The sequence below is a fragment of the Hyphomonas pacifica genome, assembly GCF_000682675.1.
In the GTDB taxonomy this organism is placed as follows: domain Bacteria; phylum Pseudomonadota; class Alphaproteobacteria; order Caulobacterales; family Hyphomonadaceae; genus Hyphomonas; species Hyphomonas pacifica.
The window spans coordinates 56,218-82,512 of sequence record NZ_AWFA01000034.1 but is presented as its reverse complement, the minus strand read 5'-3'; the positions used below and the strand labels follow the sequence as shown (position 1 = coordinate 82,512).

The 26,295-nt window shown below is 58.1% G+C and carries 23 protein-coding genes; 10 read left to right on the top strand and 13 right to left on the bottom strand.

Annotated features, from left to right (window positions below; all coding sequences use genetic code 11):
• The first annotated feature begins 10 nt into the window (after positions 1-10).
• Positions 11-613: a GNAT family N-acetyltransferase gene (locus HY2_RS11170; RefSeq protein ID WP_034827599.1), complete on the top strand. Its 603-nt coding sequence runs from the start codon at positions 11-13 to the stop codon at positions 611-613.
• A complete protein-coding gene (locus HY2_RS11165; RefSeq protein WP_034827597.1) occupies positions 610-804 on the top strand; it encodes a DUF4169 family protein in 195 nt (64 codons plus the stop codon). Before HY2_RS11170 ends, HY2_RS11165 begins: the two co-directional genes overlap by 4 nt.
• Positions 805-984: 180 nt before the next feature.
• Here the strand turns inward: HY2_RS11165 and HY2_RS11160 are convergent, their stop codons facing one another.
• Positions 985-2,022, bottom strand: a complete 1,038-nt coding sequence (locus HY2_RS11160) for a hypothetical protein (protein ID WP_146617183.1) — start codon at positions 2,020-2,022, stop codon at positions 985-987.
• Positions 2,023-2,170: 148 nt separating this feature from the next.
• On the opposite strand from HY2_RS11160, the gene HY2_RS11155 reads away from it, so the two are divergent.
• Positions 2,171-3,280, top strand: coding sequence for an NADH:flavin oxidoreductase (locus HY2_RS11155; RefSeq protein ID WP_034827594.1), 1,110 nt, complete (start codon positions 2,171-2,173; stop codon positions 3,278-3,280).
• 361 nt (positions 3,281-3,641) lie between these two features.
• Here HY2_RS11155 and HY2_RS11150 read toward each other — a convergent pair whose 3' ends face one another.
• Entirely contained in the window at positions 3,642-5,438 is a 1,797-nt protein-coding gene (locus HY2_RS11150; RefSeq protein ID WP_233346758.1) for an AsmA family protein, read from the bottom strand.
• A 75-nt stretch (positions 5,439-5,513) separates the two neighbouring features.
• Here HY2_RS11150 and HY2_RS11145 point away from each other — a divergent pair, with 75 nt between their 5' ends.
• Both HY2_RS11145 and HY2_RS16830 read left to right on the top strand, forming a co-directional pair.
• Positions 5,514-7,853 (top strand): ATP-dependent helicase, encoded by a 2,340-nt coding sequence (locus tag HY2_RS11145; RefSeq protein WP_034827592.1) that lies wholly within the window; start codon positions 5,514-5,516, stop codon positions 7,851-7,853.
• A gap of 64 nt (positions 7,854-7,917) precedes the next feature.
• A complete protein-coding gene (locus HY2_RS16830) occupies positions 7,918-8,352 on the top strand; it encodes a PH domain-containing protein (protein ID WP_051594936.1) in 435 nt (144 codons plus the stop codon).
• 202 nt (positions 8,353-8,554) lie between these two features.
• Here HY2_RS16830 and HY2_RS11135 read toward each other — a convergent pair whose 3' ends face one another.
• The 5 genes from HY2_RS11135 to HY2_RS11115 all read right to left on the bottom strand — a co-directional run bounded on the left by HY2_RS11135 (position 8,555) and on the right by HY2_RS11115 (position 16,237).
• On the bottom strand, positions 8,555-11,731 hold the full coding sequence (locus HY2_RS11135; protein ID WP_034827590.1) for an efflux RND transporter permease subunit: 3,177 nt from the start codon (positions 11,729-11,731) through the stop codon (positions 8,555-8,557).
• Positions 11,728-12,804, bottom strand: a complete 1,077-nt coding sequence (locus HY2_RS11130; protein WP_034827588.1) for an efflux RND transporter periplasmic adaptor subunit — start codon at positions 12,802-12,804, stop codon at positions 11,728-11,730. Before HY2_RS11130 ends, HY2_RS11135 begins: the two co-directional genes overlap by 4 nt.
• Before the next feature lie 175 nt (positions 12,805-12,979).
• The gene (locus tag HY2_RS11125; protein WP_158534007.1) at positions 12,980-13,900 is read right to left on the bottom strand and encodes a zinc transporter ZntB; all 921 of its coding nucleotides are present in this window, start codon (positions 13,898-13,900) and stop codon (positions 12,980-12,982) included.
• Positions 13,901-13,996: 96 nt separating this feature from the next.
• Positions 13,997-15,508: an amidase family protein gene (locus tag HY2_RS11120; protein WP_034827586.1), complete on the bottom strand. Its 1,512-nt coding sequence runs from the start codon at positions 15,506-15,508 to the stop codon at positions 13,997-13,999.
• Between the two features lie 132 nt (positions 15,509-15,640).
• On the bottom strand, positions 15,641-16,237 hold the full coding sequence (locus HY2_RS11115) for a superoxide dismutase family protein (protein WP_034827584.1): 597 nt from the start codon (positions 16,235-16,237) through the stop codon (positions 15,641-15,643).
• 69 nt (positions 16,238-16,306) lie between these two features.
• Between HY2_RS11115 and HY2_RS11110 the strand changes: the two genes are divergently transcribed.
• Positions 16,307-17,047, top strand: a complete 741-nt coding sequence (locus HY2_RS11110) for a TlyA family RNA methyltransferase (RefSeq protein WP_034827582.1) — start codon at positions 16,307-16,309, stop codon at positions 17,045-17,047.
• On the opposite strand, the gene HY2_RS11105 is transcribed toward HY2_RS11110, so the two are convergent.
• Positions 17,041-17,787 carry a hypothetical protein gene (locus HY2_RS11105; protein WP_034827580.1) on the bottom strand — a complete coding sequence of 249 codons (747 nt, stop codon included), beginning with the start codon at positions 17,785-17,787 and terminating at the stop codon, positions 17,041-17,043. The two genes, HY2_RS11110 and HY2_RS11105, sit on opposite strands and share 7 nt — an antisense overlap.
• 119 nt (positions 17,788-17,906) lie before the next feature.
• On the opposite strand from HY2_RS11105, the gene HY2_RS11100 reads away from it, so the two are divergent.
• Positions 17,907-18,974 carry a class I SAM-dependent methyltransferase gene (locus HY2_RS11100; protein ID WP_034827578.1) on the top strand — a complete coding sequence of 356 codons (1,068 nt, stop codon included), beginning with the start codon at positions 17,907-17,909 and terminating at the stop codon, positions 18,972-18,974.
• A gap of 160 nt (positions 18,975-19,134) precedes the next feature.
• Positions 19,135-19,305: a hypothetical protein gene (locus HY2_RS11095; RefSeq protein ID WP_155836551.1), complete on the top strand. Its 171-nt coding sequence runs from the start codon at positions 19,135-19,137 to the stop codon at positions 19,303-19,305.
• Positions 19,306-19,316: 11 nt separating this feature from the next.
• On the opposite strand, the gene HY2_RS11090 is transcribed toward HY2_RS11095, so the two are convergent.
• Positions 19,317-20,372 (bottom strand): hypothetical protein, encoded by a 1,056-nt coding sequence (locus tag HY2_RS11090; protein WP_034827574.1) that lies wholly within the window; start codon positions 20,370-20,372, stop codon positions 19,317-19,319.
• A 102-nt stretch (positions 20,373-20,474) separates the two neighbouring features.
• Positions 20,475-21,569 carry a chorismate synthase gene (gene aroC, locus HY2_RS11085; protein WP_034827573.1) on the bottom strand — a complete coding sequence of 365 codons (1,095 nt, stop codon included), beginning with the start codon at positions 21,567-21,569 and terminating at the stop codon, positions 20,475-20,477.
• A gap of 190 nt (positions 21,570-21,759) precedes the next feature.
• On the opposite strand from aroC, the gene pdxH reads away from it, so the two are divergent.
• Positions 21,760-22,425 carry a pyridoxamine 5'-phosphate oxidase gene (gene pdxH / locus HY2_RS11080; RefSeq protein ID WP_407066582.1) on the top strand — a complete coding sequence of 222 codons (666 nt, stop codon included), beginning with the start codon at positions 21,760-21,762 and terminating at the stop codon, positions 22,423-22,425.
• Positions 22,426-22,449: 24 nt separating this feature from the next.
• Here the strand turns inward: pdxH and HY2_RS11075 are convergent, their stop codons facing one another.
• Both HY2_RS11075 and HY2_RS11070 read right to left on the bottom strand, forming a co-directional pair.
• The gene (locus HY2_RS11075) at positions 22,450-22,899 is read right to left on the bottom strand and encodes a glyoxalase superfamily protein (RefSeq protein WP_034827782.1); all 450 of its coding nucleotides are present in this window, start codon (positions 22,897-22,899) and stop codon (positions 22,450-22,452) included.
• A gap of 200 nt (positions 22,900-23,099) precedes the next feature.
• Positions 23,100-24,035 carry a glycerophosphodiester phosphodiesterase family protein gene (locus tag HY2_RS11070; protein WP_034827569.1) on the bottom strand — a complete coding sequence of 312 codons (936 nt, stop codon included), beginning with the start codon at positions 24,033-24,035 and terminating at the stop codon, positions 23,100-23,102.
• A gap of 101 nt (positions 24,036-24,136) precedes the next feature.
• On the opposite strand from HY2_RS11070, the gene HY2_RS11065 reads away from it, so the two are divergent.
• Entirely contained in the window at positions 24,137-25,762 is a 1,626-nt protein-coding gene (locus HY2_RS11065; protein WP_034827567.1) for a long-chain-fatty-acid--CoA ligase, read from the top strand.
• Positions 25,763-25,768: 6 nt separating this feature from the next.
• Here HY2_RS11065 and HY2_RS11060 read toward each other — a convergent pair whose 3' ends face one another.
• The gene (locus HY2_RS11060; protein ID WP_034827565.1) at positions 25,769-26,290 is read right to left on the bottom strand and encodes a DUF305 domain-containing protein; all 522 of its coding nucleotides are present in this window, start codon (positions 26,288-26,290) and stop codon (positions 25,769-25,771) included.
• Between the last annotated feature and the right edge of the window lie 5 nt (positions 26,291-26,295).

The window sequence follows — 26,295 nt, the reverse complement described above, 5'->3', positions numbered from 1 at the left end:
GCAGACTCAGGTGCAGCTCGCCCCGGTCACGCTCGAAAATCGTTTCGCACGGCTCGTTCCGTTTGATTTGGAGCGGCATGCTGCGGACCTGCGCGACATGGCGGAGCGCTCAGGTGAGCGGCTGGCGACCTGGCCCTATTTCAATCCCCCCGGCGACTGGATCACGCCTTGGGTGGCGACTATTCGCAAGCGGGCTGAAGCGGGTACGCTGATCCCGTTTGCGGTGATCCTGCCGGATGGGAGATTTGCCGGCATGACGGCGTATCTCAGTCCGGATGCAACATCGAAACATGTTGAAGTCGGGATGACGATCTATGCCCCGGAATTCCAGGGCAGGGAGGTCAATCCTGCCTGCAAGCATCTGCTGCTGGCCCATGCCTTCAATCAGGGGGCTATTCGCGTTTTTTTCAATGTGGACGAGCGCAACAAGCGGTCTCAGTCGGCGGTCAGAAAGCTCGGCGGTGTGCAGGAAGGCATTCTGCGCGACAATCGTATCCTGCCAGATGGATTTGTCCGCTCGACCGTGGTGTTCTCCATCCTGGCGCGCGAATGGCCCGGTGTGAAAGCCGGGCTGGAGGCGCGCCTTGCCCGGTTTGAGGAGCAGGACGGATGAGCGATCCGATCAATCTCAACAAGTTTCGCAAGGCGAAAGCCAAGGCCGAGAAAGAGCAGCGCGCAGTGGAAAATCGCGCCAAGTTCGGCCGTACGAAAGCCGACAAGACGCTCGACAAGGCCCGCGCCGACAAGGTGATCCGCCTGACGGACGGGCACCGCTTGAAGGATAACCCGGAAGATCGTGGTTAATCAGATCTGAACACCGGGGCACCGGCCTTGCAGAGTTTCTCCCGACCTTGTTTCAAAGCGGGAGATTCAGGCCATGCGTCGCATTTTGGCAAAACTCAGCCTTGCCGCCTTCGCTTTTGGCGCCGGCATGACCTGGGGGATCATCGCCGACGCCGCCGAAATGGGCATGCTGAAAGGGTTTTAACTGCCCGATACTTTCTCGGTGAGAGAGGCGTCTGGCTCTTCCGGGTGGAGGATCGAGTTGATCAGGGCATCATCCATGCGGCGGCCCGAGACACGTTCCAGAGCCGAGAAGATTGGCTGGGCTTTCTTGTCTTTCAGCAGGGGAATGGTCTGCGCGATCTCGGCGGCGCGGGCATAGCGCAGCTGGGCCGTGGCCATGTCTCCGCGGGCTTCTGCGCAGGCCCCGATATTGTGGATCACCGCAGGCGCACGTGGCCATTCGCGGCCAAGGGCATCCCATTGCGCACAGGCCCCCAGAATCTCACCGCGCTTGGTGGCCTCGACCGCGGCTGCAAAGCGTGGATCATTCTGCGCTTCAGGCGTCAGCCCTTCGGTGAGGATCTCGGCCCGCATGGTCTTGTAATAGGGGGCCACATCATTTCGGAAGCGCCGCACGGCCTCGACCGTTGCGTCCTCGATCATGCCGATCGGTGCATTATAGGGATTGTAGCTGGAATGGACGGGATCGCGCCACGTGCCCAGTTCCTGACCATAGTCTTCATATTCGGCAATGTCGCGGCAAGTCTCACGATTGGCGCCGCCAATTTGCTTCTGTGTGAAGACAGCACGCCCCGTATCATAATCCACAAGGTTCGCGGTGACGACGACTTCGACCGTTTCCTCGCGGCACTCGGTTTCAACAATGGCGCGGTGTTCGCAGTCAAACAGGCCGTCATATTCCACGCAGCGTTTTTCACGCTCAAACCGTAACTCCTCTTCCCATGAGTCGATGTCTACGCGGCCCTCATAGACGCCTTGCGGCACTGGGCTCGTCTGCGTGAACCAGTAGGTGCCATCCAGAACGACCTGATCGAGCATGTTGGAAAATTCTGCCTCGGCGACGTCTCCGGCCGGGCCGCGGAACCGCCCGACCTCAACATCTCGATAGCTGGCGGCTTCCGGAATGTTGGGAGCCATGCGGGCCTGATAGTCATATCCGGGGGTGGCGCAGGCCGTTACCATAGCGGGAATAGTGAGGAAAAGCAGTCGTCTCATAAGTATTTGGTCCAGTGATTTCAGCCCATTAGCCTTCAGATATACTGAATGCTGCATGAACCTTACCGCATGATTATTCGCGCAGGGTCATTCTTGACCTGAGGAGCCGGTGCCGCCACCTGTTGGCGACACTTATGAGGAGCTCCTGATGACCAGCCCGCTGTTTACGCCTTTCAAATTGAAATCCCTGACCCTGCCGAACCGGATCGTGATGGCGCCGATGACACGATCGCAATCCCCGAATGGCGTACCTGGCGAGAATGTTGCCGATTATTATGCCCGCCGTGCCGAGAATGAAGTCGGCCTGATCGTGACCGAGGGGACGACTATCCGCCGGGGCGGGGCTTCCAATGATCCAAGCGTCCCGAACTTTCACAAGCCGGACTCGCTGGCCGGCTGGCAGAATGTCGTCAACAAGGTGCATCAGAAAGGCGGCAAGATTGCGCCGCAGATCTGGCACATGGGCATGGTGCGCAAGGCAGGCAGCGGCCCGGAGCCGGATGCGCCGACCGATAGCCCCTCCGGCATGACCCATACGGGCAAGCAGGTGGTCGATGCACCAACCGATGCCGAAGTGGATGACATGGTGCAGGCCTATGCCGATGCGGCGGCCAAGGCCGAAGAGTTGGGCTTTGACTGTGTCGAGATCCATGGCGCGCACGGCTATCTGATTGATCAGTTCTTCTGGGATGTGATGAACAAGCGCGACGATCGGTTCGGTGGCACCAGCCTGGTCGAGCGCGCGAGCTTTGCCGGGGACATCATCCGCGAAGTGCGCAAGCGGGTGTCCAAGGACTTCCCCGTAATCCTGCGCTATTCGCAATGGAAACAGCAGGATTATGGCGCGCGGCTTGCCACGACGCCGGATGATCTGGAGGCTTTCCTGAAAGTCTTCGTGGAAGCGGGTGTCGACATTCTGCATGTGTCCCAGCGCCGCTATTGGGAGCCGGAATTCCCTGAGGTCGATGGCGAAAATGGTCTGAATGGTGCCGGCTGGGCGAAGAAACTGACCGGCCTGCCGACGATTACGGTCGGCTCTGTCGGCCTCTCGGGTGATTTCATCCATGCCTTCCAGGGTCAGGGTGCAGGAACACGCAAGCTGGACGATCTGGAAGAACGGCTGTCGCGCGGTGAATTCGATCTGGTCGGTGTCGGCCGGGCCCTGCTGCAGGATCCGGCATGGGCGCGCAAGGTGCATGAAGGCCGCCATGCAGAGCTGGCCGATTATGATGCAGCGAGCCTAGCCAAGCTTTATTAATTCGTTAATTCCCTTGTCAGGGGAGTTTTTGCATGGTTTTCATATATCTGAGTGGAGCGCTGACAGGGACGTGTCGGCCTCTGCGCAGATGGTGGGGACGATTGGCAGACCTCCCCGACATGGTGATATCGTCAAAGTATGCGAGGGACCTGTGCGCATACTTTTGTCCGCTCCTGGCAATTTGACCCGGCCCGGAGCCCCGCCATGTGGCTGGTCTAATTTCCCCCTTCCGCGGGCTTGCCCCGCATTTGAGACGAGGTGCCATCACACCAGCATCTCGTGTCTGGCCCTGCGGGGGATGTATTGCTCACACCCGGTACATCCTCTGCAGGGCTTTTTCTATAAGTGCATCAGTGGGAAATCAGGGTTGGGTGCCTTTGGCCCGTGCCATGATGGCGCCGCAGGGCGCATCTTCCGCCATGCCGGGTTCAATGAAGGGGAGGGCGGCCAGGCCGCCGCTGACACTTCCCAGCAGGGCAGAAATGCCGAGCTGCAAGATGGTCTCTCCGCTCAGGGCAGAAATTTGGGGACTTCGAAAGCTGCCCATGATGCTGACATTGCCGATCAGTGAGCCGAATGAGGCATCCTTGGCATCCGAGCGGACTTTCAGATCCATCATTTCGTGCCGCATATTCAGCTTGCCATCCACTATGACGAGGCTGTCGGCTGTGTCGACAATTGCCGGATCAAGTTCTCCAATCCCCTGATCGAACCGGATGGAAAGCGCTGCGCAGCGGGCAGGTGTGTAAGTGCGGTCTTCCGGCGCTTCTCCCAGCAAGGTGATCGCCTCACCCAGATCGAGGGCAGCGCCTTCCGCGGCGAGCGCCCACAGCTCAGCCGTTTCCGACCAGACCGACACACGGCCATCCAGTGTCGCGGCGGCTTGCTGGAAGCCATCGCCCGTCGCCTCTATCTGGAAGCGCCCATTGGCATTGCCACGCACATAGGGTGTTAGCGAGAGATTGCTGAACGGCACATTGGTTAGCTCACCCTGCGCATCTGTTTTGGCGGGGGACTGGCTGCCATCCAGTGTGACATAGGAAACGAGGTGGCCTTCCGCGAAGTCGAGCTGGAGGGTGGGGGCTCGCACGACGCGGCCTTCAATGTTGAATTCCAGCTTGATGCCGCGAATGTCGAAAATGGCATTGGTCACCCTGTTGGCATGATAGAGGACATGGCCATCCACGGCGTCAAGACGGGTGAAGTCTATCACGGCATTCGGGATCAGCCGGCCGCTAGCATCATACGCCTCGCGGGTTTTCTTCTGAACTGTATTGGCTGTTTCATTCTCGCCGGTTCCAACAGGGATGCCGAACAGGATGCCAAGATCATCAAAGTCCAGATTGGTCGATTGAAGGTCTGCCTCCAGGATCGGTTTGCCCTCTCCAAAAGTGATCTTCAGCGGGCCGCTGAGATCACTATCGCCGATCCGGGTCTCCGGGGCAAAGTCGAGAGCGATTTGCTCGCGGGAGAAAGTCAGATAGGCGACGGCATCATAGGGCGGTGTGTCGGGTGAGGCGAAGCCGGCCAAATCTGCGAAATCTGCGAAATTTTCGCCAGAAAGGTTCAGTTTGCCAGATAGAACGGACAAATCTGATGGTATGGCCCTGCCATCAAAGTCCAGATCCACGCCCTTGCTTGAGGCCTTCACAGACAGGTCTCCGCTTCGCAGGGAGCCTCTGGCTGTCTGCACCATGATTTTTTCCGTGCCTTCCTTGCGTACGAAGCGGACCTCAATATCTCTCGCGCGCACTTCATCTATCAGGGCTCGCCAGTCTTTCAGGTGCATCCCCTCGTCATCGTCTTCCGGCCCGTCCATTTGAACCACGATATAGCCATCACTGGCCTCGGCCCGGGAAACCCAGCTGAGACCTGGCAGGAAGCCAAAGAAATTGACGCGCAATTCGCCGGTTTGCGCTTCAGCCGTGCCGGGGGCCTGGAAGTCCTCCAGGATCATTTCATTCACGGCAGGAAAGCGTAGATGTGCCCGGCTGACAGAGGCGTTCTCCGGCCCCCAATGCTTCAGCGACCAGTTCGTTATCGGCGTGGCGACAGCTGGGAACACCATCAGAATCAAAAAGATGGCGAAGGCCACAAGCAGAGCGCAGGCAATGTCGAACGCAATTTCAACACTGCGGAGGAGGTGGATATCCGGCATGGTGCTTCAACGCCTGGATGAGTGATTGGTTCACCGGGTGCAACGGCCCCTGCCCATCGGGCCAATCCCTGCTATATGTTCGCTATGAGTTCCAATCCGAATCGACTGTCCATTTCCCAGATGGCGGCGGCGAAAGCCCCCGCGGCAGCAGGCAATGAGGCGTATCTTGAAGGCCTGAACCCCGAACAGCGCGAGGCCGTGCTGACGACGGAGGGCCCATTGCTGGTGCTGGCAGGAGCGGGCACGGGCAAGACGCGCGTGCTGACCACCCGTCTAGCGCATATCATTGGCACGCGGCTGGCCTGGCCGTCGCAGACGCTAACCGTGACCTTCACCAACAAGGCCGCGCGGGAGATGCGCGAGCGGGCGCTGTCCATGCTGGGGGAAGCAGGCGAAGGCCTGCGCTGGCTGGGCACCTTCCACTCCATTAGCGCGCAGATCCTGCGCAAGCATGCCGAGCTTGCGGGATTGAAATCGACCTTCACCATTCTGGATACAGATGATCAGGTGCGCCTGTGCAAACAGATCATCCTGGCCGAAAACATTGACCCCAAGCGCTGGACACCGCGTTTCCTGGCGAGCCTGATTGATGGCTGGAAAAACCGGGCGCTTACACCGGACAGGGTGCCGACGGAAGAGGCGCACCAGTTCGCCGATGGCAAGGGCATCACCTGCTACCAGATCTATCAGGCTCGCTTGAAGGTTCTGAACGCCTGCGACTTTGGCGATCTTCTTATCCACAACATCACGATCTTTCAGAAGAACCCTGATCTACTGAAAGAATATCACGACAAGTTCCGCTACATCCTGGTTGACGAATATCAGGATACAAATGTGGCGCAGTATCTGTGGCTGCGTCTTCTCGCGCAGGGCTCCCAGAATATCTGCTGTGTTGGCGACGATGACCAGTCCATATATGGCTGGCGCGGCGCGGAAGTGGACAACATCCTGCGCTTCGAAAAGGACTTCCCCGGCGCGAAAGTGATCCGTCTAGAGAAGAATTATCGCTCTACCAAGCACATTCTTGCCGCAGCCTCTGCGGTGATCGCCAACAATAAGGGCCGCCTTGGCAAGACGCTCTATGTCGGCGACGACAATGCGATTGACGAGATTGACGCGGCCAAGGTGAAAGTGCGGGGTCTGTGGGATGGCGAAGCGGAAAGCCGCCTGATTGCGGATGATATTGAAAGCTGGGTTTCCAAGGGCGGCAAGCATGATGATTGCGCCGTGCTGGTGCGGGCCTCCTGGCAGATGCGCGCCTTTGAAGAACGCTTCATCATGCTGGGTATTCCGTACCGTGTGATCGGCGGGCCGCGGTTCTTCGAGCGTGCAGAGATCCGTGATGCGCTGGCCTATTTGCGGCTTTTGCGATCGCCCGATGATGATCTGGCGTTCGAGCGTGTGGTGAACCAGCCGAAGCGCGGCGTCGGCAACACGTCCCTCATCAAGCTGCAATCCTATGCCCGCCATGATGGTCGCAGCCTATTCACGCTGACGCCCATGGTGCTGCAAACGGATGAGATCAAGGGCGGCGCGAAGCGCGGGCTGACGCAATTTATCGACCACATCAATCTGTGGCGGGACAAGTTGGCTAATGGTATGCCCCATACGGAGCTTGCCGAGACAATCCTGGAAGAATCCGGCTATACGGACATGCTGCAAAAGGATCGCAGCCCACAGGCACAGACGCGGCTGGATAACCTCAAGGAACTGGTCCGCGCAATGGGAGAGTTCGACTCTCTGGCAGGCTTCCTTGAGCATATCGAACTGGTAATGGACACGTCTGCTGGCGGAGCAGGCGAGGATCAGGTGCAGATTCTGACGCTGCACGCCGCGAAAGGTCTGGAATGGCCGGTCGTCTTCCTGCCGGGTTGGGAAGAGGAAGTCTTCCCGTCCAAGCGCAGCATGGATGAAAGCGGCCTGAAGGGCCTGGAGGAGGAGCGCCGGCTTGCCTATGTCGGCATCACGCGGGCACGCCAGCAGGCCTATATTTCCTTTGTTGCAAACCGCCAGATATATGGCCGCTGGCAGAGCGTCCTGCCCAGCCGCTTTGTCGACGAGCTGCCACATGATCATGTCGAGGCGGTTTCCGAAACCGGATATTCCGGTATGCCCGGCGGCGATACCGGCTTTACCGGGTCCGTCGAGGATCTGGGTGAGCGCTCGAACTACAAAAGCCCTGGCTGGAAACGCCTGAAGGAAAATGCCGGCCGTTTCGATACGCGTCCGCCAAAGGATGCCACGAATTTGTCAGCCACCAGTGGCGGGCCTGAAACCTTTCGCAAGGGCCAGCGTATCTTTCATGACAAGTTCGGCTATGGCCGGATCGCGCATTCGGAAGGCAACAAGCTGACCGTCGATTTCGAGAAGACCGGCCGAAAGAAGGTGATCGCCACTTTCGTTCAACCCGCCTGACCGATTGCTTGACGGCCTGCCAGCTTCCGACTTGGATGAACAAGGGACGGGGGGAGAGGCAGGCATGGCAGGATATATCGAGAAGCGGCTGTATGAAGGGGAAGTCCTGCGTCATCGCGGGCAATTCCACTGGATCGTGCATGCGCGGGCCTGGGCGGCGTTGATCCTGCTGGGTGTTCTGGTGTTCGGCATTGTGTATTTCATCATGGAAATGGTGCGCGTGAACACGACAGAATTTGTTGTGACAGACCGACGCGTGGTGTTGAAGACGGGGCTATGGTCCGCCGATGTTGAAGAGATCACGTTGGATGCGATTGAGGGCAGCTCCCTCAAGCAAAGCATCTTTGGCCGGATATTCGATTATGGGCGCCTGTCCATCCATGGGCGCGGGGAGACGCATATCCGTTTCCCCAATATGGCGCACCCGCAAACATTCCGGGCTGAGGCCGAGCGGTCCAAGCAGGCCGCTATCGCCCCCGACGGTTCGCTGGCAGGCTAGCCTCTTCCAGAGGGAAGAAGCAGCGCCAGACGACCTGTCTCAGGGGGGAGGGTTTGGGAACTACCAGGTCAGCATTCAGGCGTGATGGGTGAAGACGCTTGCCTCTGGGAGGAGCTGCTGCCCGGCGCTGCTGACTCTGTTTCGCACGGGCGCTTGGAACGCAATCCGAATGGCGCGTTCATCTGCCGGTCATCTTGCAGGCTTATTCCGCCGCAGGCACATCAGACATATTACGGCTTCCTTGGAGACGTTGCTTCTGACGCTTTGCCCAATTGCTGATGCGATAGGGGGCGAGCAGCCATACCGGCGTAACCAGCAGGATCATCATGGTGGAGAAACCCAGGCCAAACACAACGGCTGTCGCCAACTGGACCCACCATTCAGAGCTCGCGCCGCCAAAATTGATGGCGCCATCGCCAAAATCCACATTCATCTGGATGATCATAGGCAACAGGCCGCAGATGGTCGTGCCCGTCGTTAGCAGGATGGGGCGGATACGCTGCGCGGCTGTTGCGATGGCGGCCTCTTCCGGCGCGCGTCCATCGCTCAAGAGGCGGTTATAGGTATCTATGAGAACAATGTTGTTGTTCACTACAATGCCGGCAAGCGCCACGATTCCGGTCCCTAGCATCAGCTGTGAAAGATAGGGAAGGACCAGTTGTATGCCGATCACTACCCCGGCAGTTGACATGATCACAGCTGTCAGTGTCAGGAATACCTGCCAGAAATTATTGAACTCCCACAACAGAATGACAGCCATCATGAACAGCATGGCCATCAGCGCACTCTGGAAAAAGGCCGTTGCATCGGCGCTGTCTTCATCAGCCCCTTCAAAGCGAATTTCGACAGAGGCCGGAAAGTTCTGGTCTACGACCCAGGCCTTGATGTCATCGACGATCGCTGCACCCTGGCCCTGCTCCCGGGCGTTGGCGCGAACATCAATGACGCGTTCGCCATCACGGCGCTCAATCTTGCTGACGCGCGGGGCGGGTACCCGGTCCACAAACAGGGAGAGGGGTACATTACCGCGCGGTGTTGCTATGCGTAGATCATCAATCGCGCTGGCGCTGCGATTTTCCTCAGGGAAACGGACGCGTATGTCGACTTCATCGGAGGCGTCATCCGGGCGGTAGCGACCAACAAGTACGCCATTGGTCACCAGCTGCACAGCCGCGCCCACCTGGCTGATATCGAGACCGTATTTGCCGGCTTCTTCCCGGTCGACTTCCAATTGGTATTCGATTCCCGGCAGAGGGCGTGTGTCGTCAACTTCACGCAAGTCGGCGCGATTATCCAGATAATTACGGACTGCCGCAGCGGTCTGGTTCAGCGCCGCGTCATCTTCGGACAAGAGGGCAATCTGCACATCCTTGCCCGTGGGAGGCCCTTGTTCGCGTTGTGTGATTTCAAAGCGCAGGCCGGGCACGTCTGACAAGCGTTCACGGACATTTGCCAGAGTCTTGCGGCCATCATGCACACCGTCGGCAGTGGCAAGATCCAGCAGCAACTGTCCGATTGTATCAATTGGCGCGCTGGCACCATCGGGCGAGAAAGTGGTTTCTCCGCTGCTGCCGGTCTGGGTCGAAATGTCTTCGATACCGTCCATACCGCTAATGGCGGCTTCGGCGTGTTTGACCAGGTCCAGCTGCTCTCTGGCAGACAGGCTGCCCTGCGCCTGAACGAAGACGAAGGCTTGTTCAGGCTCGACATCCAGGAAGAGTTCAGATTTGTGTGGGGTGGAGATAAACCAGATGAATATGGCGAGTACACCGGCAATGGCAACACCTGTCACCGTCAGGGGACGGTCAATCATGGCCTGAACGATTCTTACATAGCCGCCTAGCCATCCTGTCGCTTCATTCGGGTCTGCATCCGCCGCCAGCGCGGCAAGGCTTTCATCCGTGCCTTCAGGGCGTGCACCGATTACCGAGCCGAGCACAGGCAGGAAGATCAGCGCCATGACGAGAGAGGCTGTCAGAACGAAGATCAGCGTGATCGGCAGATATGCCATGAATTTTCCAGGCATGGAGTTCCAGAACAGGAAGGGCACGAAAGCCGCCAGTGTGGTGGCGGTCGAAGCGATGACCGGCCAGAACATCCGCTTGCCAGCCATGGCGTAGGCTGCCTTCCTGTCTAGCCCTTCCGCCATTTTCCGGTCAGCATATTCCGTCACGACAATTGCGCCATCGACCAGGATGCCGACGGCGATGACCATGCCGAACATGACCATCATGTTGATTGTATATCCAAAGGCCCCCAGCAACAGAAAGGCCATCACAAAGGAGGAGGGAATAGAGATACCCACGAGCAGTGCGGACCGCCAGCCTAGCGCCGCCACACAGATAATCATGACTAGCACAACGGCTGTAACGATGGAGCTTTGCAGCTGTCCCAACTGATCGCCGATCAGTTCGGATTCGTCTGACGTTATGCGAACCTGAACCGTGCTCGGCCAGGATTTCTGCTGTTGCTTGACCACATCTCGTACAAAATCAGCCGTATCGAGAATGTTTGCACCTGAACGCTTTACGATCTGCAACTGCAGGGAAGGCTCGCCATTGAACGTGGCAAAGCCGGAGGGGTCCTTGTAGGTGCGGCGAATGTCGGCCACATCGGACAGGGTGATTGTGGCATTTTCCGCCCGTTTGACCGGCAGGTTCAGCGCGTCCTTCGCGGTGCGGATCAGGCCCGGCACCTTTACGGCAAAGCTGCCTTCGCCGGTATCAATCTGTCCGGCTGGCACAAGCTGGTTGTTCGAGGAAACGACGGAATAGATGTCCTGATAGGACAAATTATAGGTTTCGAGTTTGACCGGATCGACGACAATCTCCAGCACATCCTCGCGCTTGCCGATGATGCGTGCTTCCAGCACGCCGGGGTCGCTCTCAAGTTCATCCTGCAGATCTTCTACAATACGGTTCAGGCCGCGTTCGGGTGCCTGGCCGAACAGGTTGACCACCATGATCGGGAACTGGGAGGCATTGACCTCCGTGATTATAGGCTCTCGAGCATCGTCCGGGAAGAAACGTTTGGCAAGATCCACCTTGTCTTTCACGTCCAACACGGCCTGGTCGATATCCGTATCGATTTCGAACTCCAGTATGAGTTGGCCTGCGCCCTCCAGGCCATAGCCTGAATACGTCTTCAGACCTTCTAGGGACTGGATTTCCTGTTCAATCGGTTTGACCAGCAGGCGTTCGGCATCTTCAGGCGTTACGCCAGCCAGCGGTACGGTAATGCCGACAAAGGGAACGGGAATGTCCGGATTGGCTTCCTTCGGCAGCCCGACATAGGTGGCGGTGCCGGCAATGATCGCGCAAAAAAGGATGGCGAGCACCATCCTTGCGCGGCCAATGGCACCATCGATCAAACCTGTCATGGCTGGGCTCCACCTTTCGGCACAGGTTTCACCTTCACGCCTTCGGCCAGATAGTCCTGCCCCAGAGAGATCAGTTGTGCTGTTTCCGGCAGGCCTGTTACCCATGCACCCTGCGGGCTTTCATCAATGATCGTTACCGGAGCAAAGCCAACCGTGTTGTCCGCCTGAATGTATCTGAGGCCCATTTCGCCTGAATCAGACAGTGTGAGTAGACCGGGAGAGATGCGGGTGGCTTCGACTTCACCAATCGGGATGAGCAGTTCGGCGGTAACCCCTGCGGGTACGGGCGCTTCACCTGCATCCATGGCGGCCTCAACGCGGAAAGTGCGTGTACTGTCATTCGCGGTGCGGGAGACATAGCGCAGTTTTGCAGGATATTCATTGCCGCCAGCCAAGCGAACCAGGGCGTCCATACCCGTGGTCAATTTGCCGGCATGTTCTTCCGATACCTGAACCGCCACGATGACCGGAGACATGTCCACAAGCTCGCCACAAGCCTGTCCGGGAGATAGGAAATCCCCGGCTTCGGCCAGGCGCGTTTCGAAAATACCGTCAAAAGGTGCGCGGATCTGGGTTTTAGAGAGTTCCACACGGGCTGCATTCACGGCGGCCTCGGCCGCATCCAGGCTGGCCTGCGTGGCCGTCACGCGATTCTTGGGTCCCAGACCTTTTTCTGCCAGTTGTGCTGCCGCTTCATAATCGACGCGGGCGGCGTCACGATTGGCTTCAGCCTCTTTCAGGCGCGCCGCGCGCGATTCCACGTCCAGTCCGCAGAGCAGCGTGCCTTTTTTGACGAAGGTGCCTTCTGCAACGGGGGTGGAGATGACGGTGCCGGTTGTGCCGGCCTTGACGGTAACAGTTTTGTCGGGGGCCGTGCGGCCCTTGGCCTCGACCTTAACGGGGTGGAGACTGGAGCTGACCTGGATGGTGACGGCTTCGGGAACAGGCTTTTCCGTCGTCATGGCAACGGATTCCTTTTGTGTGCTGATTGATCCGCGCAGAAGGCTGCGCCCAGCAAACCAGACCAGCAGGACAACAAAGATCGCAATCGCAATTTTGACAGATTTGTTCACGGTTTACCGCTTTCGTAGGGCCTGTGTATCAGCAAATATAGAGCGCGCGCCGCGAATGTCCGCGCTGCAGCCTGTCTCGCTTAGCAGAACTCCATTGCGAACATGCAAAGCTTCAGGATGAATTTCTGAAGGATGGGAAAGTTATGGTTAATATATGAGCGACGCTGCTGGCGCGTTAGATCCACCGTCGCCAGCGGAACAGGGCGAGCATCGCCACGGTTGCAATGGCCAGTCCGCCAACAAGAATGGCAAAGGCCAGAGGGCTGTGGAGGCCAGGCATGCCACCGACATTCACGCCGAACAGCCCGGTCACGAAGCTGATCGGCAGGAAGACAGCAGAAATAATGGACAGCACGAACAGGCGCTGGTTCATTATCTCTCCACGTGCCTCGATGACCTGTTCCTGCAACACGGTTGAGCGATCTCGTATGGTTTCCAGCTCTTCCGACAGGCGGGTTACGCGGTCAGCGGATTCGCGCAGATAGAGCATGTCATAATCGGTAAAGAGGCCGGCCTGCGCACCCTCCCGCACCAGGTGTGCCAGCGCATCGCGCTGGGGCATGATATAGCGGCGCACTTGCAGAACGCGACGGCGGAATTCCGACAGCGCGCTGCGGGGCAGGCGGTTGTCTGAATCCAGAAGCTGATCTTCGAATTCATCGGCCTGCTCATCGAACTGCGCGATTTCAGGTTCCATCCGGTTTGTCAGGGCTTCGGCAAGCGCAGCAACTAGCCCGCCGGTGGAGTTGGGCACATCCCCGTCGCGCATGGCGTTCTCGACGTCGCGAGCAGCCTGAATGCGCTTGGCGCGTAGAGTGATCAGAGATGTTTCGCTGGCCCACATACGCAAGGCCAACATGTCTTCGCGGGCTTCACCCTCATTCAGGTTCATCCCGCGAAGATTGATCAAAAAGCCTTTGCCATGGCGCACGGCTCGCGGGCGCGTATCTTCCTGCAGCAGCGCATCGGTGGCGAGTTCATCCACGCCACTTGCATTGACCAGCCAGTTCTGCGCCGCCTCAGACAGTCGGTTCAGGTGCAGCCAATAGCGCCTGAACTCGGCTAGCTTGCCGGAGGTGACGTCCGACCAGCTCAAAGGCGTGGGCGTCCCGTCATTCGAAAACCCGTATCCAAATACCAGAGGAGGGATCTGGGAGGGCGTATGAGAGGGCGCAGGCGTCGTCATGAGTGCCTAGAATGCAGAGACAGGCGGAACCTTGTTGATCCAGGGCCGGACCTGTTCCAGCTGCATGGCCAGCTCGAACAACAGGCCATCATCTCCGCGCTTGCCGGAAAACATGGAACCGATCGGCAAGCCAGAAGGCGACCAGCCCAGCGGCACACTCATGGAGGCTGCGCCGGAGACGTTCATCGGCGCCGTAAAGGCCGCGAAGTTCAGAACGCTGGTCATGACATCTTCGAAATTCCCATCCGGGGCCTGCTCGCCAATCGGCCGCGCGGGACTGCCTGTAACTGGCGTCAGCAGGATATCGATATCCTGGAACCACTCATCATAAACGGCTTCAAAATTTTGAAGGTATTTGATGATTTCCGGCATTTCATCCTGGCGGGACTGGTAGCGTGCGGCGAGCCCCAACGTCCAGGGCTCGACAATTTCAGGGCTTATTGGCTTACCGGTATATTCACTGGCCTGCTGCGCAAAGGCGGCGGCACCCGCAGACCAGTACATCAGGAACTTGTCAGCAAACTCTTCGCCATTCAGAGGCACTTTGAAGTCCCTGACATCATGGCCAAGTTCACGGCATAGCTTGGCTGTTTTCTCCAGTTCGGCGGTGGTCTCCGGGGCGACCGTCGTGCCGCTGATCGTATCCGGAGCGAAGCCGATCTTGAGCGGGCGGCGAATGGAACTGACCTCTCCCAGAGGCGCATAGGTGCCATCATTGGTTTCTGCGACGCGGAACAGCTCAATAGAGTCCTGAACAGAAATGGTCACGGCGTGGTTTACCGAGATGTCGACTGGCGGAGTTGGACCATTGCGCGCAGACTTCAGGCGCCCGCGGGATGGTTTCAGACCGAAGACACCGCATGTGGAGGCAGGGATACGGATGGAACCGCCGCCATCGCTGGCATGGGCAAATGGAACGACGCGTGCGGCAACTAGCGCAGCTGCCCCGCCGGAGGACCCACCGGTCATGCGTGAAAGATCCCACGGGTTGCGGGTTGGTCCGGTAACCAGAGGCTCCGTGGTGGAGGTAAGACCATCTTCAGGGCTGGTGGACTTGCCTAGCGAAACCACGCCTGCCTTGCGCCAGGCGGCGGCAAATGGTGCGTCTTCTTGTGCGATATACCCAATAAAAGCGCGGCTGCCGAATAGGGTCTGCGTGCCTTTCCAGTCCATCAGATCCTTGATGAAGGTTGGTACGCCGCTGAACGGGCCAGGCACTAGGTCACCTGCATCAATACGCGCCTGATTGAAGCTTTCAGTTGCGATGGCGTTAATCTGGCCATTAACGACTTCCGCTCGTGTGATGGCGGCATTCACTTGTTCAAGAGATGTCGTTTCCCCGGTGGCGATGCTGCTGGCAATGGCCAGACCGCTCATCCAGCCTTCCGGAGGCAGAACCTTGGCTGTAGCAGGGCCTGTTGGCGGAGGCAGGGCGGTATCTGTCTTCTGTCCACAAGCAGCCAAGGCTGTGATAGCTGCCCCACCCAGCAGTGCGCTGCGCCGTGTCAATTTCGTCATAGTCGGAACCCTCCCTGTATTCTCTGATACCAGCCTGTATCGCGCCGGGGAATTTCGCAAGCAGATATGAAACCGGCCACGTCATAAAACGTGACCGGCTGCAGGCTTTATTCTGATTTACGTAAGCTGAACCTATTGGATCACACCGCAGGCAACTCGCGCGCCCGCGCCGCCAATGGGCTGGGTCATGTGGTCGTCTTCGCTTTCGTGAATGATAATGGCCGCGCCGTCATCATCCAGCAGGGCATCAAGACCTGTAAGGCGTGTGAACGTTTCGTACCCGGCCGAACCATCTGCTGCGACCCAGATATTCGGCAGGTCGCCGGCTTCAGGGCCTTTCGGGTTGAGCAGACCGTGGCCGCCATCATGCTTGCCCTGGTGACCACCGGATTCCTTAAACGCACCAACGTCTTCGCAGGTGCCGACGGCGTGCAGGTGGATGCCATGCCAGCCGGGCTCAAGCGCGCCTTCTGAGAGTTCAACGCGGATCAATTCTCCATTCGGACCATCCAGGAAGTTGGCGGTGCCTATCTCTGTGCCTCCTGCGCCAATGATTGAGGCTGTTGCGCGCATCATGGATGGGTAGACGCCGTCATCCGGGCCGGACAGTTCAGAGGGAGAGGGCAGAGGGGCCCCTGTTTCTGGAATTTCCTGCGGCTCGGCGCTTTCCTGTCCGCAGGCGGCTGCCAGCACAAGGGCGGCGGTCGCAATCGCTGTACGGGTGATCATAAAAGAGTCTCCTGTTTGCTTGCCTCTGATATAGGGCATAACGCGAATGTTGCAGGAAGGCTCCACAGGGTGAAGGACCGAGCAGATAAAATCCTCGTTAGTTTGGGCTTTTTTGAAAGCCGGGCAAGCGCGCGCGCCGCTATTGAGGCAGGCCGGGTGACAGCCAATGGAACACCCGTGACCAAGCCTTCGCAAATGTTGTCAGGTGATGCGCGTATCGAGGCATCTGCGGCCCATCCCTACGTGTCGCGCGGCGGCCTGAAGCTGGCGCACGGGCTGGATGTGTTCAGCGTAGACCCGTATGGGAGGCTTTGTCTCGATATTGGCGCATCGACCGGAGGCTTTACGGATGTGCTGTTGAGGCGGGGGGCGCAGCATGTCGTTGCGGTGGATGTCGGGCGCGATCAGTGTCATCCGTCTCTGGCTAGAGACGCCCGCGTCACCAGCCTTGAAGCGCAGGACGCCCGGGCGCTGACATCTGAGATGCTGGGAAGTGCTCCCTCACTTTTGGTGTGCGATGCAAGTTTTATATCGCTGGAGAAACTGCTGGAGGTGCCCTTGTCACTCGCCGCGCCGGAAGCAGAGTTTGTTGGCCTTTTCAAACCGCAATTTCAGGTCGGCCGGGAGAATATTGGCAAGGGCGGTCTGGTGACGGACACCAATGCCGCGGATCAGGCGGCCCAGACCTTTGCCGATTGGATGAAAGAAAAAGGCTGGCCTATCCAGGGGTGGACGGCCAGCCCGATTTCAGGTGGCGACGGCAATGCCGAACGTTTGTTCCACGCAGTCAGAGCGCCTGACGCTCAATAGCCATAGTCATCATAATCATCATATCCTGCTGATCCGTCTTCGATCACCCAGGTGCCGTCATACGGGTCACGACAGGTGGTGACCGGATCACGGATGACACGCCCATCCGGCAGCCGGGTTTCCCGGTTGATTGTCCGGCACTCGCGGGCATCTGCCTGCGGCTGAGGATAGGACGGATAGGTAGGGCCGGGCCGGGTTGAGGCCGGATAGGTACGGCTCGGCGGCGGAGTGTTCGGATAGGCAGGATAGCTGCCGACGCTCTCCGGACCGCCATAAAGGCCATCCGTTGTGCGGGGGATCGCGCCTTGTGAATAGCCGCCTGTTTGATAGTTGTAGGGGGTGGCTACAGCGCAGGGCCTGCTGGTGCTACCAGCCATGGAGTTTCCGGCAATGCCGCCAATCACAGCGCCGAGAATGGCGCCTGCGGCGACCTCATCAGAATTGCCATTGCCGTGATAATAGCCACGATGACCTCTATGTCCGCGATACCCACGGCGTCCGCGATGCCAATGCCTGTCACCATCTTCGACATTGTTGCCGATGGCCCCGCCAATCAGAGCGCCGCCAATGACCCCGATCACCGTGCCGGCGACCTTGTCATCCTTGCGCTGTTGCTCGCAGGCCGTGTTGCGGACGGGGGCGTTATAGCCATACCCGTTGGTACCTTGCGCCGCTGCCGTTGCAGGTATGGCGAGGGTTAACAATCCAAGCGCGCCAATCACCAGCGAATGTTTCTTCATCGCATTACTCCTTGCCGCGGTCGTATTGCCGCGAGTCTCCCTTATGCAAGGTGACAGAGCCAAGGTGAACGAGACCTGAAGGCTGGACGCAGGCCCCGCCGAGCCACATATTCAGGGGGATGAGCCTGTTTGATCTTGCAACAAGAACTGCCGGGCGCGCACGGTATGCCGCTGCGCAGGGGCTGCGCTCTGCTTGGTATGGCGCGCAGATGCGGGCAGTACGTCAGCAGACTGGCGGGCTGAGCCGCCCGGGCGAACCGGCTTTCGAGCCAAGCCGTGGCACACCGGATATGCGCGGGCTGCGTCGTGCTTACCTCCAATTGTTCCTGCAGGACCGGCTGAATGTGGAAAGAGGGCTGTATCCTGCGCCAAAGGATGTGCGCCTGAAGGATCTGCCCCACGCCTTGCAATCAGCCCGTGCCTTTCGCGAGGATGCCAGTGAGGTGGATCGCAGACGTGTGACGCGTAACGGCACCGAAATTCGGCAGCACGTGATGGATGGCCACAATCGCTATCCTGACTATTACCTTCAGAACTTTCACTACCAGTCCGGCGGCTGGTTCACCGAAGACAGCGCGGACCTTTATGACACACAGGTGGAAGCGCTGTTTACAGGAACGGCCGATGCCATGCGGCGCGCCGCACTGGCCGAGATTTCGCGGGAACTTAAGGGCAGGGACCAGCGCGGTATCAGCCTGCTGGATATGGCATGCGGGAATGGGCGGTTCCTGTCGCAGGTCATGCAGGTCTATCCGCGTCTCAGGGCGTCGGGTCTAGACTTGTCGCCGAGCTATACCGAGGCGGCGCGGGAGCGGCTTAACCGCTGGCCGCATGTGAATATCCTGCATGAGGCTGCAGAGGCGATGCCTTTGAAGGACGATAGCCTCGACATGGTTGTCTCGATCTTCCTGTTTCACGAATTGCCGGTGGATGTGCGACCGAAGATTCTGGCGGAAGTGGCGCGCATTCTGAAGCCCGGCGGACTATTCATTCTGGCTGATAGTGTCCAGTTTGGCGATTATCCGGATATGGATGGGTTGCTGGAATATTTCCCGCACGGCTTCCATGAGCCGTACTATGCGGAATACCTCTCCTGGGACGCCGCAAAGGCGTGCGAATCTGCAATGCTTCTGCCTGAAAGACAGGCGCTGGCATTTCTGACAAAAGTCAGCACCTTCCGAAAATAGGTATAAATCCTTATTTTTCAGAGATTTGTGTGGCCCTGGCCATTAGGGTTAATCCCCGATGAAAAAAAATTGATTTGCAAGCGTGGAACATGACAGTAATATGACAGTTAGATTACAGTCGTATGACAGTAATTTTCACCAGGAAAGGAAGGAGGCTATCATGGCTGTCCTAGATCACAATGATAATCATGTTTCCTGGCTGGCGCACAGGGATCTGGCGAACAATGACGCCGTCCTCAGTGTGTTGAGGGGAACAATGTTGGTTTTGGCTGGCGTTGTCGGTGTGAGCCTTTCAATCGCGCTCGACCCGATCGTCAATATTTTCGCATAAGCCGCGTAAGTCTAGAAACTGGGTAGTTTCCCCGTGCCGAGCAGCGGCATGGCAAAAGCTAGGATTATCGAAATAATGAGGCCGAGGAAGGCACGTCCGGCATCGCCGAGAACGTCTTTCACGGCCTCATTCTTTTCGCGCAGGTGCGCTACATAGGAAATCGCTAGTTCGCGGCCAGCCAGCAGGCCCAGGAATACCCACGTCGTGCTCATGGGCACATTGCTGACTTCCTTGAAGATAAAAAGAATGATCCCGTAGATCAGGTCTACGATCGTGGCGGCACGCACGTCCACGGTGTTGATCTTGCGTTCAACGATCCGCTGAATCTGACCGCCTTTCGTGGCGAAGATATACGCCTGAATAGCAATCAGCAGGAGGGCGCCGAAGATGACATAGCCGAATGCAAAACTGACATGCGTCTCACCGTTAACAATGGTGACTTCGCGCGGCAGGTAAACGAAGATGTTTGCCAGATCCTGCATCAGCCATTGCGACCAGAGGAAGGTTGTCGTCAGCCACTGGAAGGTCACCCAGTAAGGCCAGGGCATCTCGTCCCGCGTATGATAGACCCAACGTTCGAACGTGCGGGAGATGATGACCCACAGTGCAATGCCGCAGCCAAAGGCAACCACATAGCCCATGGCGGACTTGATGATCATCTTTTCCAGAATGCCGTCACTAGATGAGCCACCGGACAGGGCAAACAGGGTCAGCACGAGGAAGGTGGTGGAAACCGGGATGCCGAAGCGCGTAAGCATCAACAGGACCAGAGGGGGCAGGGCATGCCACCACTGGATATTCGGCATCAACAGGCCGCTGCGGTCACCCTCTCCGGGAAGGATGGACAGCTTGTCCAGGCGGTCATAGGCGACATCGCCCTGACCGTGGAAGTAACCATAGAAGACAACGACCAGCAGAATAGCGCTGGCAAACAGCCAGAGCATCCACCAGGGGCGCTTGGAGTTTGATGATAGAAATGTCCCGAGGGTCTGGATCGAGTCATTTGCGACCACGGCGTAAGACGCCAGTGCGAAGCCTATGACCCCGAAAATCTCAACGCCACCCATGCCAGTCACCCGCTATTCCTTCAATTCCGAACCCCGTTAGCAGGTTCGGTCTGAGTTGCCGATAGCAGGTATGTGAAGATACTGTGACACCCACAGTCTTGCTCATCGACCGGTTTGCCCCCTGTGCCTCAGCTTCGCATCTGCCAGCACGCAAGCCATCATGGCTTCCGCCACAGGCACCGCGCGAATGCCCACACATGGATCATGCCGCCCAATCGTGCGCACGTCCACTTCCTCGCCATTTCGGTTGATGCTCTCGACTGGTGTCAAAATTGAAGAAGTCGGCTTGATGGCCACTCGCACGACCAGCGGCTGGCCGGTCGAAAGACCGCCGGCAACACCGCCATTATTGTTGGCACCAAAGACGGGGTTGCCATCTTCGCCCATCCGCATCCGGTCTGCATTCTCCTCGCCAGACATGGCGGCGACGGCAAAGCCTGCGCCGATTTCAACGCCTTTGGCAGCATTGATTCCCATCATGGCACCGGCAAGTTCCGAATCCAGCTTTCCGTAGATGGGCGCACCCCAGCCTGCCGGAAGGCCGCTCGCCTGGATCTCGACAATGGCGCCGATAGAGCTTCCAGCCTTGCGCGTCGTGTCGAGAAACTCTTCCCAGACGCGCACCATGTCCGGGTCTGGGCACCAGAATGGGTTTGATTCCGTTGTGCTCCAGTCAAGACGTGCGCGGTCAACAGCGTGCGGGCCGATCTGAACCACGGCGCCGCGAATCTGGATGTTTTTACCAAGAACCTGGCGCGCTACAGCGCCAGCCGCTACCCGCGCAGCCGTTTCCCGCGCAGAGGAACGCCCGCCGCCGCGATAGTCGCGGACACCATATTTCTGATCATAGGTGTAGTCGGCATGGCCGGGGCGATACCGGTCGCGGATTTCGCGGTAATCTTTCGAGCGCTGATCAGTGTTTTCAATCAGAAGCGAGATGGGTGTGCCGGTAGTGACTGGGCCATCCGTGCGGTCATCCTCGAACACACCGGATAGAATCTTCACCTGATCGGGTTCCTGCCTCTGTGTGACGAAGCGGGATGTGCCGGGGCGGCGCTTATCCAGGAATTGCTGGATGAAGGCTGCGTCGAGAGGCAAGCCGGGGGGGCAGCCATCGACAACACAGCCGAGCGCGGGCCCATGACTTTCACCCCAAGTGGTGACGCGGAAGAGATGACCGAATGTGTTATGCGACATGACATGCCTTCAAGCGCAAATGCCGCGCTTTGAACAGCCCTGACTTTCCTGGCTTTCTTAAGATTGCAGTTTTCACCGGGGACCAGGGCCGCTGGAATATTCTTGCATGCAGTGGACGGAGTCAGGACAGGCACGTATGTCAGGGGCGACAGGGACCTGATAGGTCAGCCATGTTTGCAAGCAGGAGATCATCCGGATGAGTTCATCTGTCATACCGCCTAGCCCGAGTGCCGCAGAGTATGCGACAGACCCGACAGGAAAGCCCCTGATCCCTGATACAGACGACCCGATCGCCCTGTTTCAGGTCTGGATGGCCGAGGCGCGTGAAAAGGAACTGAATGATTCCAATGCGATGTCACTTGCCACGGTGGATGCATCCGGAATGCCCGATGTACGTATCGTCTTGCTGAAGGAAGTAACGCCTTCAGGCTTTGTGTTCTTTACCAATCTGGAAAGCGCCAAGGGCCAGCAACTGGATACAACGGCCAAGGCTGCCCTCGGCTTTCACTGGAAGAGTTTGCGCCGCCAGGTGAGGATACGTGGAACTGTGGAACAGGTGACCGAGGCAGAAGCGGACGCGTATTTCGCGACGCGCGCAGCCCAGAGCCGGATTAGTGCAATAGCCTCTGACCAGTCCCGCCCTCTGGAAGACCGCGCAGAGTTTGAACAGCGCGTCGCCGAGCTGTCAGAAATCTATGGTGATGGGCCGGATATCCCGCGCCCTGAGTTCTGGGGCGGCTTCCGTGTGACACCGGCAGAGATTGAGTTCTGGCAGGATCAGGCCTTCCGTATGCATGATCGCCTGAAATTCAGGCGGGACGGGGAAGGCTGGACCAAGGGCAGACTCTACCCCTGATCCTGACATCTTAAAGCGCCTGCCTCAAACAATGCCATTCAGCACATCCTGCAGGACAAGATGTGACTGTCCGTCACTGGTTTTTGCCCATGAGACGCCATTTGCGTCCACTGTGGCTGTCACGCGCTGGCGCAGGGCCGAGAAGCTGTCAAACTCCACAACGTCGACAGGTGTGTCGAAGTGCAGGGTCACTTCATAGCCCATGCCGCCTGCCAGCTCGCGAATGGCATGGACGCGCCCTTCAAAAGTTTGCTTGAGATATAGCCCGCTGACCCGGTCGCCTAATTGGCAAGGCGCCTCCGGTCTGTTCGAGAGGCGCGCCGAAGCGGTGTTCCAGTCCCGATAGCCGAGTTCGACCGCGACTCGCTCCAAGGCTTTTGAGTGCGACAGGGAGGTCCCGGCAGCGGCGGCCTCTGCGCGCAATTGTCTTGCGCGGGCTTTGGCCCCGTCACGTGTCATGATGTGTAGCGACATGGTGAGGATCCTTTCGTCTTCATCCAATCGCGGTCTTGTTCTGCGGGGCTCGCCTTGCCGCTGGACCGCTGTGGTGAAAGCGTCAGCATCCTTGTTGAACAGCCGCTTGAGGCGGCTGTGAGCGCTTCACCGACGGGACATCCCGGCGAGCGGCAGGTGGCTCAAACCTGCGCGTTAAATAGGTCTGAATGTGGCAAGGGTCAATGTTCGCAAGCCGAGCGACCAACATCGTCAGACGTCATCGCCTCGGCGGCGTCGAGCGGGCGGTCTGTAGCCAGCATAACGAGACCCATATCGGCGAGGTCCTGATATTCCGAGCCATTGCCGTCTGCCATGTACTGGTCGTCCAGCCGCTCGCCGGCGCGGCCGAGGGTGCCGAAGGCGGATTCCACCTCATTGAGGGCGTTGCGGTGCCATGCGGCTTCATCTGGCCGGTCCGTGCCCGTCCAGCCGATCAGATGCTCGGGATCAACGCCGCGAGCTTCAAGCGCGGCGATATCGCGTCCTCCACGTACCGAAGCGGTCATCATGAATTCGGGATCTATTGACGCGATCTCGGCGGCTTCATCATCTGTGTAGGAGATGAAGATCATATTCTCTTCTGCATCGGCAGCATATACCGCCTCGGCAATGTTGCGAAAGCTGGTCGTTTTCTTACGGTCCAGTTCCAGAATGGCGCCTGTTTCCGTTGCCCAGAGCAGGGCGTCGGTCAGCTTGGGTGGGGAAAAATCTGTGCGCTGGCCATCATTGTCTACCAGTTTGAGGCCGGACATGTCACTCCAGCTGATATCGGAGACATAGCCGCGCCCTGTGCTAGTGCGGTTCAGACGGTCATCATGCATGAGGGTCAACACGCCGTCGCGTGTTTCAGCGATGTCAATCTCGAAAACGCGAACCCCATGATCGAAATTATATTGCATCGTCTCAATCGCGTTTTCGGGGTAGCCCCGGGCGGGACCACCGCGATGGGCGGCAATCACAATGCCCTTATTCTCCCGTAGACAATCAAAATAGGCGGGCAGGGGCATGCGGCGGACCTGCGCGCGCTCTGTGCTTGCAGTGCCAAGTGTTGTTTCTGCGGGATTGCAGCCTACCAGCAGCATAAGTGCCGTGAGTGGGATTGCAAAAAGTTTCATACAAGCAGCTCCTGTTCTTGCACTGCAGCAGTGGCGCGAATAAACCGGTTCTAATTCAGGCTCTTATTGCCTGAGATCATTTTGTCTACGGGAGGACAGTGATGCTGGGCATCATGCAGGATTGGCCACTGACGGTTAACAAGATTCTTGAGCACGCCAATCGGATCAATCCGACGCGCGAGATCATTACACGTCGTGTGGAAGGAAATATTTCCAGAACGACTTATGCCGAGCTGTTCACCATGTCCAAACAGGTCTCCAATGCCCTGAAGGATCATGGCATTGGCATGAGCGACCGGGTCGCGACACTGGGCTGGAACTCTGAGCGTCATATGGCCTCCTGGTATGGCGCAATGGGCATTGGCGCTGTGCTTCATACAATCAATCCGCGGCTGCACCCGGAGCAGATCGCCTGGATTGCCAATCACGCCGAAGACAAGGTGCTGATCTTTGACAAGACATTCCTTCCCATTGTCGAGGCGATCAAAGACCATCTGGAAACAGTAAAGACGTTCGTCATCTATGCTGATGCCGACACGATGCCTGAGAATTCTCTTGGCGCGATCCCGTTCGATATCTGGATTGATGGCCGCTCTGACGAGTGCCGCTGGGGCGACTTCCCGGAAGAGACGGCCTGTGGCCTTTGTTACACATCCGGAACGACAGGCAACCCGAAGGGCGTGCTGTATTCCCATCGCTCCAATGTGCTCCATACAATGATCACGATGCAGAAAGATGCCATCGGAATGGGCGCGAATGATGTCGTGCTGCCGGTGGTGCCGATGTTCCACGCCAATGCCTGGGGACTGGCCCTGTCTTGCCCGGCAACAGGCGCAAACATGGTGATGCCTGGCGCGCAAATGGATGGTGCCTCCATTTATGAGCTGCTGGACACCGAAAAGGTTACCATCACCGCCGCCGTGCCGACTGTCTGGTTGATGCTGCTCAACCACCTGCAGGAGAACAATCTGAAACTGCCGCATCTGAACAAAGTGGTGATTGGCGGCTCTGCCGTGCCGGAGAAAATCCTCCGCGCATTTGAGGAAGATTATGAAGTGGACGTAGTCCATGCCTGGGGCATGACCGAGACTTCGCCACTGGGTACGCTGGGCACACTGCCGCCACATATGGTGACTGCGCCGATTGAAGAGCGTCTGGAGCAGAAACTGAAGCAGGGACGTCCGCCATTCGGTGTGGAGCTGAAAATCGTTGACGATGAAGGCAGTGACCTGCCGAATGATGGCGAGACGAGCGGTCGCCTGATGGTTCGCGGCCCCGCGATTGCTGCTGGGTATTTCAAGGGAGTTGGCGGCAATGTGCTGGACGATAATGGCTTCTTTGATACCGGCGATGTAGCGCACATTGACGAGTATGGCACCATGACGATCACTGATCGCGCGAAAGACGTGATCAAGTCTGGCGGGGAGTGGATCTCTTCCATCGACATTGAGAATATTGCGGTGGGGCACCCGAAAGTGGCGAACGCCGCCGCGATTGGCATCTATCACCCGAAGTGGGACGAGCGTCCGCTGCTTGTGGTTCAGCCGGCGCAGGGGGAGGCTCCCACCAAGGAAGAAGTGCTGGCTCAGCTGGACGGCAAGATCGCGAAATGGTGGACGCCGGATGATGTTGTCTTCGTCAGCGAAATTCCGCTTGGCGCCACGGGCAAGATCAACAAGCTGGCGCTGCGCGAGCAGTTCAAGGACTACAAACTGCCAACGGCGTAAGGCGGCCTAGTCCTTCTTACCGCTGAAATCAGGCACAGGACGGGCGGCAGCTTCTTCGGGGGTTGTCGCCTTTCCATTTTTGGCGATGTCGGCAATCAGCCACTCCATTTCAGAAATTTCCTTGCGCTGGGTGCGGATGATGCCGTCAGCCAGTTCGCGTACACGCTGGTCTTGAATATTTGCTCGCTCACTTGTGAGAATGGCAATGGAGTGATGAGGGATCATTGCTTTCATATACGATTTGTCGCTGACCGTTGCCTGACTCCGCACAAGCGCCAGCGCCGCGGCAAACAGCATGACGCTACCTACATAAATCGCCCAATTCAGCCGGGTGCTGCGATACATGTTCAGCATGAAAGACAACATGATCACCGCCATGGCCGCCGCCATGATAAGGGTCATGTAAAAGCGCGTTTCGCTCCAGTGGACATGTGAGACAGCGTAAGTGTTCAGATACATCAAGCCGAACATCACGATGGCTGACGTCAAAATCATCAGGCCGAAACGGCCGTAGGATCCTTTTTCCATGGCTG